Source organism: Brevibacterium permense, assembly GCF_025506275.1.
Taxonomy (GTDB): domain Bacteria; phylum Actinomycetota; class Actinomycetes; order Actinomycetales; family Brevibacteriaceae; genus Brevibacterium; species Brevibacterium permense_A.
Genome location: NZ_QYCP01000079.1, coordinates 55443 through 70466 on the forward strand (window position 1 = coordinate 55443; position 15024 = coordinate 70466).

Below are 15024 nucleotides of genomic sequence, written 5' to 3' on the forward strand. Positions count from 1 at the left end.
GACTGGTCATCTCTGCGCTCTCGGTCGTCGGCACCGACGAGATCACCGAGACGCCGGCCTTCAAGGTCAAGGACGGGGCCTACGCCGTCGTCCTCGACGAGGCGATCGTGCCCTATTCGGGTTCGAGCGTGACCGTGACGGCGAAGAACTCGAAGGGCACGGAGCTGTTCGTCGGCACCGCCAGCGGGGTCGACGCCGACAGCTACCTCGACGGGGTGGCGCAGGAGCAGATCAGTGATGTGTCGTTCCCGAACTCCGCCTCTCACCGATTCACCCCCGGTGATGCGAAGCCGGAGGCCGATATCGCCGACCGCGACTGGTGGATCAGCACAGACACAGGAAAGACGGTTGCGAAGACCTTCGACCTCGATGCCGAACCGCAGGTGCTCGTCATCGCTCCTGCGAACTCCGATGACAGTCTCGACGGAACGACGGTGAGTCTCCAGATGCGCGTCAAGGGCGTGTTCGCACTCAGCCTGCTCGGCATTGCCGGCACGATCATCCTCGCCGGATTCTCGGTGTTCTTCTTCATGCGCTGGTGGGCCTCGCGCATCCGGCCGCCGAAGAAGGACGTCGGACCCCCGAGCGGCAGCGGACCCGACCGCAGCGGCAGCGACTCCGGCCGTGGCGGCCGGGGACCGGCCGATGACCCCACAGTCAAGGGCGAGCCGGGACCGGCGACCCAGCCGATCTCGACAGTGCAGCCGGACACGGCCGGCCAGGCGCCGCCTCGGCGACGGGATCTGCGGAACCGGCGGTCCTTCCGCGCGGCGACGGCCTCCGTCTTGGGCATCGGACTCGTGCTCAGCGGCTGTGCGAGCATGCCGATCGCCAAACCCAGCAGCCCGGACACCACCCCGTACGAGCGCACGGCGGTGCGCCCGGGTGAGGCCGGGAAGTTCATGACGAACTACACGGAATCGCTGGACAAGACCCTCGGCGACAAGGGCTCCGACCTCGACAAGATCCAGGCGGCACCGCTCATCGACCACACCCGCGCGCAGATCCAGATCGCGGACAAGGCGAAGCAGAAGCTGCGCGCACCGAACTTCACCGAGGTCATCGCCGGCAGCCCGAACTTCACCGAATATCCGATGTGGTTCTACGCCTTCGGAACCGCAGACAAGAAGTCCACGGATGGGGACGAGCAGCTGACCCAGGTGATGCTGGTGACGCGGGAATCGGCGTCGACCGATCCGCTCGTGCGTTCGGCGTCCTATATTCCCACTGATCGGATGCCCACCCTCATGGCCGATGACAGCGGCGCCGTGGAGAAGGGACCGGAGGACTTCTCCGAGGATCTGACGACCGCGTCCGGTGATGTCTCGTCGTTCCTCGTCGACGGCAAGGCGAAATCCGGGGGTCCCAAGGGACTCAAGGACGGCGGATTCAAGGGATTCCGCGACTACCTGGGTGACCTGCGGGACAAGGACTCCGGCTTCGACAAGGTCGACGTCGACTGCAAGTCCTATGAGGACCTCAAGTTCGAGGACATGACCTTGAGCACCGAGAACGGTGCGATCGGAATGGGCGAAGTGCGGTGCACCCTGACGATCAAGGCACCGTCGGACTACGCACTCGACCTCGGCGACACCGTCGAAGCCGTGAAGACGAACGACAAAGAGGGCGACACCATCAAGGTCGACACCGCGCACCCCTATGTGCTGATGAAGACCGGTGACGAACTCACCGCCATCGCCACCGACTGGAACGTCCTGTCTTCCAAGGTGGAGTGAACCGCGCTCAGCCGCGGTTCGCGCGATTTGTCAGCCGCGGCTGGCGCGGCGGCCGACTCGCAGCAGCCACCACAGGCCGATGAGCGGCAGGAGCAGCGGAATATAGCCGTATCCGCTGCCGAAGTTCGACCACACCGACGGCCTCGCGAAGTCCTCGGGGTGAGTGTGGCTGAGGATGCCGACGACGATGACGCCGAGGAACTCGATCGCACAGGCGGCGACGGCGATCCGGTGTGAGACGCGGTTGCCGATGACCAGGCAGACCGTGGCGAGAATGTAGATCACCGCGGCCAGCGCCGACAGCGAGTACGCGATCGGCGCGACATCGAATTCGCGGATGAGCTGGTAGCCCGCCCGGGCCGTGGCCGAAAGCGCGAAGACCCCGTACACCGCCGTCAGTGCCCGTCCCGGTCCGGTATGCATCGCCGAGAACGGCGACCGTCCCGTCTTTGCCCTCGCCGAGGCAGCCGTGGAGTCCGCGTTGTCCGCTGACCTCGCGTTGCCTGGCCTATTCGCCCTGCCTGCTGAGTTCGCATCGTCGGCGGAGTCCCCGCCGAACCGATTGCGCCTGGTCACTGCCAAATCTGGTCCAATCTCTCGATCATCACGATCACCGTCAGTCCTGCCGCGGCCAGCACACCCGGTCCCCAACGGCTCAGTTCCGCAAACGCCCAGAACCCGGCCAGCGCCATGACCATGATCGCCGTGATGATGTAGCCGAAGTAGAGCAGCGGGTCGACATCATGCGTGGAGCCGAAGGTCGCAATCGAGATGATCAGCTGCACGATGAGCAGCAGCAGAAGCAGAGCGGCACCGCCGAGCAGGGCCTTGCCGGCCGGACGGTTGCGGATGGTCTCGACGATCGACCACAGGGTCAGGATGCCGGTGGCGGCATAGAGGACGATGGTGAAAACGGTGAACACGGAGACCAGTTTAGTCGGCTATACCAGCAGGCAACTCGTCCGGATGTGGTGCTGCGCAGGTGAGATGCCGCACGGATCCTGGCCGTCGCCTGGCTCACGCACTAAAATTGCAGGGTGCCCATCTATCTCGATCACGCAGCCACCTCGCCGATGCCCGCCGAGGTGCTCGAGGTGTACACGAAGGAGCTGGCCCGTCGGGCGAACCCCTCGGCCCTGCATGCGGTCGGACAGGCGGCGCGGATGCGCATCGAAGAAGCACGCGAAGTAATTGCCCGCGCGGTCGGTGCAGCCACCTCGTCGGAGGTGATCTTCACATCCGGAGGCACCGAGGCGGACAATTTCGCTCTCAAGGGCCTCTACCTCGCCCGCAACAACGGAACGTTCACGGAGCCTGAGCGCCCGCGGGTGCTGACGACGACGATCGAACATCCCGCGATCCTCGAGACCGTGGAGTGGCTGGAGAGCCTCGGCGCCGAAGCCGTGTACCTCGACGTCGACTCGGCAGGACGTCTCGATCTGGACGCGGCGACCGCCGAACTGCGCCGCGATCCCGAACGCACCGCGCTCATCAGCGTGATGGCCGCGAACAACGAGATCGGCACTCTGCAGCCGATCGCCGAGATCGGTGAGATCGCCGCCGAACTCGGTATACCCTTCCACATCGACGCCGTGCAGGCGCTCGGACAGATCCCGCTCGACTTCGCCGCACTCAAAGCGACGGCGATGACGATCACCGCGCACAAGATCGGCGGCCCCGTCGGCATCGGCGCACTCCTGCTCGACCGCGCAGCGAGCCCGACGCCGATCCTCCACGGCGGGGGACAGGAGCGCAGCGTGCGCTCGGGCACCCTCGACGTCGCCGGTGCCGTGGCTTTCGCCGCCGCCGTCGATCTCGTCACCGCCGACCTCGAGACACGCTCTGCACGACTTTCGGGGCTGCGCGACCGTCTCATCGCGGGAATCGAATCTAGCATCGACGGTGCCGTGCTCTCGGGTCCGCGCGGAGCGGACCGCCTGCCGGCGAACGCCCACTTCACGTTCCCCGACTGCGAGGGGGACTCGCTGCTGTTCGGTCTCGATGCCAGGGGATTGGCCACCTCGACGGGATCGGCCTGCTCTGCCGGTGTCTCCCGTCCCTCCCATGTGCTCTTGGCCTGCGGACTGGATGAGGACAGCGCCCGCACCACCCAACGCTTCACACTCGGTCACGACACGACCGAAGCCGATGTCGATGCCCTGCTCGCGGCTCTTCCCGAGGTCGTCGACCAAGCACGCCGAGCCGGGATGGTTTCGGCAACACCCCGATGGATGCAAGGAGCATCATGAGAGTACTCGTCGCCATGTCCGGCGGAGTCGATTCCTCCGTCGCAGCCGCCCGTGCCGTCGACGCCGGACACGAAGTCGTCGGCGTCCACCTCGCCCTGTCCCGGATGCCCGGGACCCTGCGCACCGGATCGCGCGGCTGCTGCACGATCGAAGACTCCCGCGACGCCCACCGTGTGGCGGGAATGCTCGACATCCCCTTCTACGTCTGGGACTTCTCCGAGCGGTTCAAAGAAGACATCGTCGATGACTTCATCGCCGAATACGCGGCCGGACGCACCCCGAACCCGTGCATGCGCTGCAATGAGCGCATCAAGTTCGCCGCCCTCCTCGACCGGGCCCTGGCACTCGGTTTCGACGCCATCGCCACCGGCCACTACGCCGAGGTGCTGCGTGACGACGAGGGCCGGCCCGAACTGCACCGCGGTGAGGATCTGGCCAAGGACCAGTCCTACGTCCTCGGTGTGCTCACCTCCGACCAGCTCGAGCACTGCTACTTCCCGATCGGTGCGACAGCTTCGAAGGCCGAAGTGCGCACCGAGGCGGCCGAGCGCGGATTCTCCGTAGCGAACAAGCCCGACTCCTACGACATCTGCTTCATCCCCGACGGGGACACGAAGGCCTGGCTGGCCGATAAGATCCCGATGCGACCCGGACTCATCAAGGACTCCGAAGGCGAAGTGCTTGGGCGTCACGACGGGGCGATGACGTACACGATCGGTCAGCGCAAGGGCCTCGGCATCGAAAAGCCCGCTGCCGACGGCAAGCCGCGCTTCGTCACCGGCCTCGACCCGGCGACGAACACCGTCACCGTCGGGTCGCGCGCCGACCTCGCGGTCTCGCATCTGACCGGCATCCGCACCTCGTGGGCCGGAGCCGCACCCTCGGACATGGGTTCGACTCCTGGCGACGGGATCGACTGCGAAGTGCAGATCCGTGCCCACGCCGATCCGGTGCCGGCCCGTGCGTGGCTCGGCGAATTCGTTGCCGAGGCGCCCGAACACGAAGTCAACCCCATCGTCGACGAGGTCGAGGTGCCCGCCGCACGTCCGGCCGGGCAGCTCATGCACGTCGACGTCGATGAGGAGCTGTCCGGAGTGGCCCCGGGGCAGACCATGGTCATCTACCGTGGCACCCGTGTACTCGGCCAGGCCACCATCGACTCCACGGCCAAGGACCGCATCACCCCGGCACCCGAATTCGCTGGCGCCTGAACCGCCTCACCTCACTTAAGCGACGGCTTCGGGGCCGATGTCTGCCACTGGCGATACTCTGGGGGCATGAAGGAAAGTCCCCAAGATGTCGTCACGGCACCTTATGGAACCTGGTCCTCACCTCTGGGCGCCGCCGAGGTGGCTGCCGGTGCCGCTCCGATCTTCGATGCCGCCTTCCGTGGGGACGAGATCTTCTTTTCGACGAAGATCCCCACTGAGAAGGCCCGCACCGGACTCGTCCGCACGTCCCTGTCGCACCCGGGAGACTGCGAGCAGGTTATTCCTTCGGGCTTCAACATCCGCTCCGCCGTCCACGAATACGGGGGAGCCTCATGGGCTCTCGACCAGAGCAGCGACGTCATCTACTTCGTCAACGCCGCAGATCAGCGCGTCTGGCAGATCATTCCCGGGCGAGCCCCGCATGCCCTGACCCCGGACACCTCGGGGCGGATCCGCTACGGAGATCTGCACATGAGTCCGTGGGGTCTGCTATGCGTGCGTGAGGACTGCCGGTCCACCAGTCGTGAACGCGCGATTGTGCTGCTGACCAAGCACGGGACGACGAATGTGCTTTCGACCCACTCTCATTTCATGGCCTGGCCCAGACTCTCACCCGACGGCAGCAGCTTGGCATTCATCGGCTGGGAGCACCCGAACATGCCCTGGGACGGAACCACCCTGTGGCTGGTCGATGTGCGCACGCCGGCCACCCCTGCCGTCGCCGTGCTCAGCGGCGACGGCGTCGAGCGACCACGCAGAGCCGATCCGGGCATGCCGAGTCCGACCGATCCGGGAATCTCGCTGCTCCAGCCGGAGTTCACCTCTGATTCGGCCCTCCACGTCATCTCCGACCATCAAGGACACTGGTCGTTATACCGGCTCGACTTCGACGCTGTCGCCTCGCGTACCCTGGTCACCGACGACCGTCAGGCGCCGGCGCCCGAAAGAATCGGATTCGACCGGCTGCGACCGGTCATCGACACCGGCGAGGAGATCGGCGGTGCCCTCTGGCAGCTGGGCACGCGGTGGCACCTCAACGACGGAGATGAAGTGTGGGCCCATTCGCAGGCGGCCACCGCAACACTCGTGCGCCGCCGCCTCACTGACAGTCCCGCCGCGCCCGAACCAGACCTGTCCTCACCGAACCCCGACCCCGCCGAAACCGACCCGGCCGCCACGGCCCCTGCCGCCACAGCTTGGGAGACCATCGACACGACGGGGGAGACGTTCGGCACGATCGAACTCCTCGACCTCGGACGCACCCACCTGCTGCTGACGGCGAAGTCGACGAGGCGCCCCGGAGTCCTCTATGCCGTCGACCGGGTGACCGGACTGTTCACCGAGATCGCCAGCGAACGCCTCGACACCCACCAGGGCTACTACTCCCGCCCGCAGGTCAGCGAGCTCGGGGGAGTTCCCGTCGTCATCCACCTGCCCCACAATCCTCGCTTCGCAGCTCCCGTCGACGAACTCCCGCCCTTCGTGGTCTCGATCCACGGCGGACCGACGGGGCAGGCGACCCCGGAGATGACGGCCCGCACGAGCTTCTTCACCTCCCAGGGCATCGGCGTCCTCGAAGTCAACTACGGCGGGTCGACCGGATTCGGTCGCGCCTGGCGTGACCGGCTGCGCAGCGGGTGGGGAGTCATCGACGTCGAGGACACCGTCGCCGCTGTCAACGGACTCGTCGCAGCCGGACTCGCCGATCCGAATCGCATCGCCATCTCCGGAGCCTCCTCGGGTGGGTGGACGGTGCTGTCCGCCCTGGCCTCGACGAACGTGTTCTCCTGCGGCACTTCGTATTTCGGGGTGACCGACCTCATGCGCTTCGTCGTCGACACCCACGACTTCGAATCCCACTACATCGACGGCCTCGTCGGACCCTGGCCCGCAGCCCAGGACGAATACATCACTCGCTCGCCGATCCGCCGGACCAGCGATATCACGGTGCCCGTGGCCGTCATGCAAGGCGACCGCGACCCGATCGTCCCACCCTCGCAGGCGCAGGAATTCGTCGATACACTCGAACTGGCCGGAGTGGAGTACATTTACCGTCTGTACAAGGGCGAATCCCACGGCTTCGTCCGCGCCGAAACCATCATCGATTCCCTGGAAAGCGAGTTCGGATTCTATGTCGACGTCTTCGGAATCCCCCGCGCCCACCAGCATGGCTGAACCCCGAACTGCCGACCGCGAAAGCTACGACCGCGACCGGCCGGACTCCACCCCCACCGAGGCGGCCGTCCCCGACGTCCCGACGTCCGTTCTGCCCGCCGCCACAACCACGGGAGTCTGGCTGCCCGGAGCCCGCGATCCGCGCCGCGGCTATATCGCGACAAGTCCGGTCCGGGAGGCCGCGGCCTCCGGCTTCGATCTCCTCGCCGACCAGCTTCCGCCGGTGCCCCTGACCGCTCACCAATCCGAGGGCAGATGGGGCGCCGACGCCATCGGTCGCGCCGTCGGCCTGCTCACCGAACTCCACGTCGACCGCACATCCTACGGATGGCGACTGACCGCCTCGGCGGGCAAAGACGAAAGGCTCGAGGACTCGGCATTGATCGAAGCCTTCGACGCGATCGCCGAATACGGTGGGTCCCGGCCCGGGCAGGTCAAGATCAGCCTGCCGGGACCGTGGACGCTCGTGACCGCGCTGAGCCTGAGCTCCGGCGCTCGTGTGCTCGGCGATTATGGGGCACGCCGCGACGTCGTCCAGGCCTACGCCTTCGGCATCGCCTCCTTCACCGACCGCATCGCGAGCCTGGGTATGCAGCCGACCGTCCGACTCGTCGAATCCCGCCTGAACCCGGTCCTCACCGGCACCTGGCCGACGGTGTCCGGGTGGGCGAGCCTGCCCGCCATCAGCGAAACCCAGGTGTGGGCGGCGCTCGAATCCACGCTGCGCCACCTCCCGCCCACCGTGCTCGCCCTGCCGGACCTCGATTCTCTGCATCTGCAGGGCAAGGAGATTCCCGCCGCCGAGGCGGTCCGCCGCACCGGCGCCCGATCCGTGTCAGTGCCGTTGGCTAGCCTGAGACCACACAGCTGGGAGCAGCTGGCGATCCTCGCCGAGGCGGGGCTCGGCACCTGGATCCAGCTGCCGACAGCGGCCGGCGGGCGACCGGACGCGGTCAACCACTGGTGCGAGCAGATCCGCACCCCCTGGTCGCGCATCGGCATGGGGGTCGCGAGCCTGCGCGAATTCGGGATCATCGCCGGACCCGAACTGCCGCTGACCTACCCGCCGCTGTTGGAGGGCCAGCAGGAGATCGGACCCGAGCACAATCGGGGAACCATGACCATCGCCGCCGGTCTGCGGCGGGCTCTTGAGGAGATCGAATGACCACGACACCGGAGAACGCCGACTCATCGACGCCCGTGCTGCAGGGCGTCGACCTCACCGATGCGACCGCTCGCGCTCAGGCACATGCCCAGCTGACCGAGAGGATCGAGGAGCTGCGGGCCGCCTACTATCAGGACTCCCTGCTTGTCTCCGATGCGGAATACGACGAACTCGTCCATCGTCTCGAAGACCTCGAAGCGCAGTTCCCCGAACTCGTCACCGACTCCTCGCCGACGCAGACCGTCGGCGGCGTCGTCGACACCTCGACCTTCGACCCGGTCGAACACATCGGTCCGATGTACAGCCTCGACAACGTCTTCGACTACGACGAACTGCGAGCCTGGTACGAACGGGTGCGGTCGGCCACCTCGGTGAAGTCGAAGTTCCTGTGCGAACTCAAGATCGACGGCCTCGCCGTCAATCTGCTCTACCGGAACGGCGAACTCGTGCGGGCAGCGACCCGCGGCGACGGACGCATCGGTGAGGACATCACCGCGAACGTGCGCACCATCTCCGATATCCCGCACCGCCTCGACACCAAGCACCCGCCGGCCGAGGTCGAGATCCGCGGTGAGGTGTTCTTCCCCGTCGAGGACTTCGCCGAACTCAACGCCTCCCTCGTCGCCGAGGGCAAGGCTCCCTTTGCGAACCCGCGGAACTCCGCTGCAGGTTCGCTGCGGCAGAAGGACCCGGCTGTCACGGCGCGCCGGCCCCTGCACATGCTCGTCCACGGAATCGCCGTGTGGACCCCGGCCGATGATTCGCATCCGGAGCCTGCCCACCAGTCCGAGGTCTACGAGCAGTTCCGGTCGTGGGGTCTGCCGATCAGCGACTACTTCAAGGTCCTCGACACCGTCGACGAGATCGAAGACTTCATCTCCTACTACGGCGAACACCGTCACGATGTCACCCACGAGATCGACGGAATCGTCATCAAGATCGACGATATCGCCGTGCAGGAGACGATGGGCTACACGTCTCGCGCACCGAGGTGGGCGACCGCCTTCAAATACCCGCCAGAGGAAGTCACGACGAAGCTCATCGACATCCAGGTGCAGGTGGGTCGGACCGGGCGCGTGACCCCATTCGCCGTGATGGAACCGGTCACCGTGGCCGGATCGACCGTCGAGCGGGCGACCCTGCACAACGGGTACGAGGTCAAACGCAAGGGCGTGCTCATCGGCGACACCGTCACCCTGCGCAAGGCCGGAGACGTCATCCCCGAGGTGCTCGGCCCGGTCGCGGCGCTGCGGGACGGATCCGAGCGCGAATTCGTCATGCCCACCCGCTGCCCGTCCTGCGGGACCGAGCTCGGTGAGCAGAAGGAGGGCGACAAGGACCTGCGATGCCCAAATTCTCGATCGTGCCCGGCGCAGCTGGCCAACCGCATCTTCTACTTGGCCTCCCGCGCGGCCTTCGACATCGAAGCTCTCGGCGAGGAGGCTGCACTGGCGCTGACGGCGCCGGCCGAACCGGACACGCCCCCGCTGACGTCGGAGGCCTTCCTCTTCGACCTCACCCCGGAGGATCTGGGCGATGTCAAGATCTGGCGGAACAAGAAGTCCAAGGGAGTGGAGACCGGTGAGCGAGAGCTTGTCCCGTATTTCTACACCCGGGGAACCGCGAAGAAGCCGAGCGCCCCGAGCGCGAACACGAAGAAGCTCTTCGACGAGCTGGAGAAGGCGAAGGATCAGGATCTGTGGCGGGTGCTCGTCGCCTTGTCGATCCGCCACGTCGGACCGACCGCGGCACGGACCCTGGCCGCGAAATTCCGCACCCTTGAGGCCATCCGTGAGGCAAGCCTCGAGGAGCTGTCGGCCGTCGAGAGCATCGGTCCGACGATCGCCCAGAGCATTCGCGATTGGTTCGAGATCGACTGGCACGTCGAGATCGTCGAGACCTGGGCGGCCGCCGGGGTGCGGATGGAAGACGACGAGGTCGAGGCCGCCGCGCAGACCCTCGAGGGGCTGACGATCGTGGCGACCGGTTCGCTGAGTTCGTTCACCCGCGATGGCATCAAGGAGGCGATCCTCGGTGCCGGCGGCAAGGCGGCGGGATCGGTCTCGAAGAAAACCGATTATGTCGTCGCCGGTGAGAATGCCGGGTCGAAGTTGGAGAAGGCGGAGTCTCTGGGCGTGCCCGTCCTCGACGAGGACCAGTTCAGGGTTCTGTTGGAGACCGGCGGCCTCGACTGAGGTGTGCCCGGGCCTTGTGCCCGGTCCCTGGAGCCTCGCTGCCGGAGGGAATACATCCCGGTTCCGGGAGGTTCCATGGTGCGGCTGTGATTCGTTCGTGACCGAACTCGAAGTCGGGGTTCAGACTCAGCCAAGCTCAGAGACAGCTTCGAGTGGAAGAGTGTGGGACATGAGATGGATCCCCAAAGTCCTCGCTGGCACCTGCGTGGTCGTCGCCGCGGCACTGACCGCGGTGCCGGTGACGGCAGGCCTGGCGGACCTGGTGCTGGGGCCGGGACCGAACAGCACCAAACGCAATGCTCAGCCGGCACTGACCTCGATGCGCACTCCGGCCGCTCCGGTCACCGGCCGGACCGCGGAGTCGACGATTGCGTTCGACGGCATCTCGACGGACGCGCACGAGGTCATCGAAGGCACCATCGTCGACGATTCTGCGGTCGGAGCCTCATTCGTCGGCACCGCCTCGGCGAACACCGGATCGTCCGGTACTGCCACACCGAACGGATCGGCTTTCACCACAGGTCAGACGGCCGGCAGACTGTCAGCCGGCACGGACCTCGTCGCCGCCACCGCGGCCGACGCCCGGACCCGCATCGCCGATCTCGCCGCCGACCTCCAGGCCGGAGTCTCGGCCGGAGAATTCACCCAGGCCGATGCGGACCGCGTCGTGGCCGACATGGCCGGATACATCCAAGGCACCCGCACCTGGCCCGAACGCCTCCCCGCCTAACAATTACTACCTGACGGCGGGGGCGGGTCGGCTGAAGAGACTAGACTGGTGCCGAGTGAAAACGACGATGAAAGGCAGGGAATGACGGAGTCTTCCGCAATCACCCCCGAACAGGTGGAGCATCTGGCTTCACTGTCTCGGATCGCCATGAGCGAAGATGAGCTGAAATCGCTCGCCGGTGATCTGAGCACAATTCTGGGAAACGTCGCCAGGGTCAACGAAGTGGCCGGCGACGATGTGCCCGCAACCAGCCACCCCATCCCGCTGACGAACGTCATGCGCCCCGACGTCGTGGGCGAGACGCTCTCCAGCGAACAGGCACTGGCCTCGGCCCCGGCCGCCGAGGACGACAAGTTCCTCGTCCCGCAGATCCTCGGGGAGGAATGAGATGACTGAACTGACGAACAAGAGCGCCCTCGAACTCGCCGCAGGACTGAATTCCGGCGAGTTCTCCTCCGTCGACGTCACGCAGGCGCACCTCGACCGCATCTCCGCCACCGAGGATGACTTCAACTCCTTCATCACCGTCACCGACGAGCTCGCTCTGGAGACCGCAAAGGCCGTCGACGCCAAGCGCTCCGCCGGTGAGGACCTCCACGCCCTCGCCGGTGTTCCGGTGGCGCTGAAAGACCTCGTCGTCACAGAGGGCACGCGTACGACCGCCGGGTCGAAGATGCTGGAGAACTGGGTTCCGCCCTACGAATCGACTGTGCACAACAAGGTCAAGGCCGCAGGACTGCCGGTGCTCGGCAAGACCAACCTCGACGAATTCGCCATGGGATCGACGACCGAGCACTCGGCCTTCGGCAACACCCGCAATCCGTGGAACCTCGACCACGTGCCCGGAGGATCGTCGGGAGGCGCGGCCGCAGCGCTGGCCGGTTTCCAGGCCCCGCTGTCCGTGGGCACCGATACCGGCGGATCCGTCCGCCAGCCCGCCGCGTTCACCGGCACCGTCGGCGTCAAGCCGACCTACGGGTCGATCTCGCGCTTCGGCATCATCGCCATGGCCTCGAGCCTCGACCAGGTCGGACCGATGGGCCGCAACGTCGCCGACGCCGCAGCCTTGCACGAGCTGCTGGCCGGACATGATCCGCTCGACTCGACCTCGCTGCCCGATGAGGTCGGCGGATTCCTGAGCGCCGCCCAGACCAGCGAGCTCAAAGGCAAGAAGCTCGGCGTCATCAAGCAGCTGGCCGGTGAGGGATACCAGGACGGAGTCCGTACCGCGTTCACGGCAGCGCTGGAAACCGCTGCCGCTGCCGGAGCCGAGATCGTCGAGGTCGACTGCCCGTCGATCTCCTACGCCCTCGACGCCTACTACCTCATCATGCCCTCCGAGGTGTCTTCGAACCTCGCCCGCTATGACGGCATGCGCTACGGCCTGCGCGTCGAACCGGAATCCGGACCCGTCACCGCCGAGACCGTGATGTCGGCCACTCGTGCCGCAGGCTTCGGCGATGAGGTCAAGCGCCGCATCATCCTCGGCACCTACGCTCTGTCGGCCGGCTACTACGATGCCTACTACGGTTCGGCGCAGAAGATCCGCACCCTGGTCCAGAACGACTTCGCGAAGGCTTTCGCGGCCTGCGACGTCCTCGTGTCCCCGACGACCCCGACGACCGCACTGAAGTTCGGTGCGGAGAAGGCCGCTGACCCGATGGCCCTCTACCTCGGCGACGTGGCGACGATCCCGGCGAACCTCGCCGGCATCCCCGGACTGTCTCTGCCCGCGGGCCTGGCCGATGGTCTGCCCGTCGGCTTCCAGATCCTGGCTCCGGCCCGTGAGGACATCAAGCTCTACGAGGTGGCCGGACCCCTGGAAGCCGCACTCGAATCCGCCGGCGGACGCGTGCTCGACACTCTCGCGGAAGGACTGAACGCCAAGTGAAATACGAAGACGCGATCAAGAAATACGATCCGGTCATCGGCATCGAGGTCCACGTCGAACTCGGCACCGCGACCAAGATGTTCGACGCCGCCCCCAACACCTTCGGCGGGGGACCGAACACGAACGTGACCCCCACCTCCCTCGGGTTGCCCGGGTCCCTGCCCGTGGTCAACGAGAAGGGGGTGGAGTACGCGATCAAGATCGGTCTGGCGCTCGGTTGCGAGATCGCCGAAACCTGCCGGTTCGCCCGCAAGAACTACTTCTACCCGGACGTGCCCAAGGACTTCCAGACCAGCCAGTCCGATGAGCCGATCGCGGCCGAAGGCCAGGTCGAGGTCGAGCTCGAGGACGGCACCATCGTGACCGTCCCCGTCGAGCGCGCCCACATGGAGGAAGACGCCGGCAAGAACACCCACGTGGGAGGGGCCACCGGGCGCATCCAGGGCGCCGACCATTCTCTCGTCGACTACAACCGCGCCGGTGTGCCGCTCGTGGAGATCGTCACCCACCCGATCACCGGGACAGGGGAACGGGCCGCCGAGGTGGCCGCCGCCTATGTGCGGACCCTTCGTGACATCTTCCGCGCTCTCGACGTCTCCGAAGCCCGCATGGAACAGGGCAACGTCCGCGCCGACGTCAACGTGTCCCTGCGGGAGAGCCCCGAGGCACCGCTGGGCACCCGCACGGAGACGAAGAACGTCAACTCCTTCCGCTCGATCGAACGCGCCGTGCGCTTCGAGATCGCCCGCCAGGCGACCCTCCTCGAGGCGGGGGAGAAGGTCGTCCAGGAGACCCGTCACTTCCACGAAGAGACCGGAGAGACCTCCTCGGGGCGTCCGAAGTCCGACGCCGACGACTATCGCTACTTCCCCGAGCCCGACCTCGTCCCGCTGCAGCCGTCCCGCGAATGGGTCGAGGAGCTGCGGGCGAGCCTGCCCGAGCTTCCGGCGCAGAAGCGGCGCCGCCTTCTCGGGGAATGGAAGTTCTCCGATCTGGAGATGCGCGACATCGTCAATGCCGGACTCCTCGAAGCCATCGAGGACACCGTCACCGCCGGTGCGAAGCCGGCAGCGGCACGCAAGTGGTGGACCGGTGAGGTGGCCCGCCTGGCCAACCAGGACGACAAGCACCCCACCGAGATCGTCACACCCGCCCAGGTGGCAGGACTCGTCGATCTCATCAACGAGGGCAAGCTCAATGACAAGCTGGCCAAGGATGTGCTCACCGGAGTCGTCGCCGGCGAAGGCGAGCCCGCCGAGGTGATGAAGGCCCGCGACCTCGAAATCGTCGAGGACACCGGTGCACTCGAAGCCGCCGTCGAGGAGGCCATCGCGTCCAACCCCGATGTGGTCGAGAAGATCAAGGGCGGAAAGATGCAGGCCATCGGAGCGCTCATGGGCCCGATCATGAAGGCCACCCGCGGACAGGCCGATGCCGGAAAGGCCAAGGACCTCATCCTCGCCAAGTTGGGCGTCTGAGTACAGGTCCGACTCCGATCCTGGTCGACGGCGGCGCCTGACAGTGCCGAGCAGGACTCAGGATTGATCCAGCCACACCCTCTAGACTGTGCGACCAAGGGAACCGACCGGTTTCCCGAGCACAGCGGAGGGTGTGGCTGTTCGCATTCCCCGCAACCGATGGCCCGCAGGTACAGGGCCGAGTAGGTGACTCA

The 15024-nt window shown here is 66.4% G+C and carries 12 protein-coding genes; 10 read left to right on the forward strand and 2 right to left on the reverse strand.

What is annotated here, in order from left to right; genetic code table 11:
* Positions 1-128 precede the first annotated feature (128 nt).
* A complete protein-coding gene (locus D3I60_RS05660) occupies positions 129-1736 on the forward strand; it encodes a hypothetical protein (protein WP_262775172.1) in 1608 nt (535 codons plus the stop codon).
* A gap of 30 nt (positions 1737-1766) precedes the next feature.
* On the opposite strand, the gene D3I60_RS05665 is transcribed toward D3I60_RS05660, so the two are convergent.
* The gene (locus tag D3I60_RS05665) at positions 1767-2159 is read right to left on the reverse strand and encodes a hypothetical protein (RefSeq protein ID WP_262775208.1); all 393 of its coding nucleotides are present in this window, start codon (positions 2157-2159) and stop codon (positions 1767-1769) included.
* Between the two features lie 149 nt (positions 2160-2308).
* The gene (locus D3I60_RS05670) at positions 2309-2659 is read right to left on the reverse strand and encodes a hypothetical protein (RefSeq protein WP_139468900.1); all 351 of its coding nucleotides are present in this window, start codon (positions 2657-2659) and stop codon (positions 2309-2311) included.
* Between the two features lie 114 nt (positions 2660-2773).
* Between D3I60_RS05670 and D3I60_RS05675 the strand changes: the two genes are divergently transcribed.
* From D3I60_RS05675 to gatB, 9 genes are all read left to right on the forward strand, one after another.
* Positions 2774-3985, forward strand: a complete 1212-nt coding sequence (locus tag D3I60_RS05675) for a cysteine desulfurase family protein (RefSeq protein WP_262775173.1) — start codon at positions 2774-2776, stop codon at positions 3983-3985.
* Positions 3982-5196, forward strand: a complete 1215-nt coding sequence (mnmA, locus tag D3I60_RS05680; RefSeq protein WP_262775174.1) for a tRNA 2-thiouridine(34) synthase MnmA — start codon at positions 3982-3984, stop codon at positions 5194-5196. Before D3I60_RS05675 ends, mnmA begins: the two co-directional genes overlap by 4 nt.
* 66 nt (positions 5197-5262) lie before the next feature.
* The gene (locus D3I60_RS05685) at positions 5263-7371 is read left to right on the forward strand and encodes a prolyl oligopeptidase family serine peptidase (protein ID WP_262775175.1); all 2109 of its coding nucleotides are present in this window, start codon (positions 5263-5265) and stop codon (positions 7369-7371) included.
* The gene (locus D3I60_RS05690; protein ID WP_262775176.1) at positions 7364-8536 is read left to right on the forward strand and encodes a hypothetical protein; all 1173 of its coding nucleotides are present in this window, start codon (positions 7364-7366) and stop codon (positions 8534-8536) included. Before D3I60_RS05685 ends, D3I60_RS05690 begins: the two co-directional genes overlap by 8 nt.
* Positions 8533-10731, forward strand: a complete 2199-nt coding sequence (ligA, locus tag D3I60_RS05695; RefSeq protein ID WP_262775177.1) for an NAD-dependent DNA ligase LigA — start codon at positions 8533-8535, stop codon at positions 10729-10731. Before D3I60_RS05690 ends, ligA begins: the two co-directional genes overlap by 4 nt.
* Before the next feature lie 169 nt (positions 10732-10900).
* Complete coding sequence (locus D3I60_RS05700; protein ID WP_262775178.1) at positions 10901-11461, forward strand: hypothetical protein; 561 nt, start codon at positions 10901-10903, stop codon at positions 11459-11461.
* 81 nt (positions 11462-11542) lie between these two features.
* Positions 11543-11848, forward strand: a complete 306-nt coding sequence (gatC, locus tag D3I60_RS05705) for an Asp-tRNA(Asn)/Glu-tRNA(Gln) amidotransferase subunit GatC (protein WP_062862017.1) — start codon at positions 11543-11545, stop codon at positions 11846-11848.
* A 1-nt stretch (position 11849) separates the two neighbouring features.
* Positions 11850-13352 carry an Asp-tRNA(Asn)/Glu-tRNA(Gln) amidotransferase subunit GatA gene (gatA, locus tag D3I60_RS05710; RefSeq protein WP_262775179.1) on the forward strand — a complete coding sequence of 501 codons (1503 nt, stop codon included), beginning with the start codon at positions 11850-11852 and terminating at the stop codon, positions 13350-13352.
* Positions 13349-14830 (forward strand): Asp-tRNA(Asn)/Glu-tRNA(Gln) amidotransferase subunit GatB, encoded by a 1482-nt coding sequence (gene gatB / locus D3I60_RS05715; RefSeq protein WP_262775180.1) that lies wholly within the window; start codon positions 13349-13351, stop codon positions 14828-14830. The genes gatA and gatB overlap by 4 nt, the downstream gene beginning before the upstream one ends.
* The last annotated feature ends 194 nt before the right edge of the window (positions 14831-15024 follow it).

Coding starts and splice junctions, on each gene's coding strand:
- ligA (WP_262775177.1), top strand. CDS start 8,533: ATGACCACGACACCGGAGAACGCCGACTCATCGACGCCCGTGCTGCAG.
- gatA (WP_262775179.1), top strand. CDS start 11,850: ATGACTGAACTGACGAACAAGAGCGCCCTCGAACTCGCCGCAGGACTG.
- D3I60_RS05700 (WP_262775178.1), top strand. CDS start 10,901: ATGAGATGGATCCCCAAAGTCCTCGCTGGCACCTGCGTGGTCGTCGCC.
- D3I60_RS05665 (WP_262775208.1), bottom strand. CDS start 2,159: ATGCATACCGGACCGGGACGGGCACTGACGGCGGTGTACGGGGTCTTC.
- mnmA (WP_262775174.1), top strand. CDS start 3,982: ATGAGAGTACTCGTCGCCATGTCCGGCGGAGTCGATTCCTCCGTCGCA.
- D3I60_RS05685 (WP_262775175.1), top strand. CDS start 5,263: ATGAAGGAAAGTCCCCAAGATGTCGTCACGGCACCTTATGGAACCTGG.
- D3I60_RS05690 (WP_262775176.1), top strand. CDS start 7,364: ATGGCTGAACCCCGAACTGCCGACCGCGAAAGCTACGACCGCGACCGG.
- gatC (WP_062862017.1), top strand. CDS start 11,543: ATGACGGAGTCTTCCGCAATCACCCCCGAACAGGTGGAGCATCTGGCT.